Source organism: Ancylomarina sp. 16SWW S1-10-2, assembly GCF_009669305.1.
Taxonomy (GTDB): Bacteria; Bacteroidota; Bacteroidia; order Bacteroidales; family Marinifilaceae; genus Ancylomarina.
On the sequence record NZ_SADB01000319.1, the window covers coordinates 1 to 386 of the forward strand.

Annotated in this window: 1 protein-coding gene; it reads right to left on the reverse strand. The window is 68.7% G+C overall.

Annotated elements, in window-relative coordinates; all coding sequences use genetic code 11:
• Positions 1–4: 4 nt before the first annotated feature.
• Positions 5–386 (reverse strand): universal stress protein (locus EMN46_RS19370; RefSeq protein ID WP_154202656.1); only part of this gene is annotated, 382 nt, incomplete at its 5' end.

Here is a 386-nt window from a genome sequence, read left to right on the forward strand (position 1 = left end):
TCGATCAAGTGGCGTTCGGCTTGACCACCAGCACCGGCACCTTGGCGTGCGTGAGCACCTTTTGCGCCACGCTGCCCAGAATGAGCGCTTGCACGCCCTTGCGCCCGTGCGAGGCCATGACGATCAGGTCGCACCCCTCGGCCTCGCAGGTTTCGAGGATGCCCTCGTAGACCACGTTGCGCTCGATCGTGTCGCCCGCGTAGGGCACGCCGCGCGCTTCGCACACCTGGCGCAGGTCGTCCAGGGCCTGGGTGGCGGCGGCTTTGGCCTCGGCCAGGTAGGCTTGCAGGCCCACCGCCGAGGCGTCCCCGATGCCGATGTAGGGGAAGGGATCGATCACGTACACCCCGACCACCTGCGCGCCATGCTGGCGAGCCAGGTTGGCC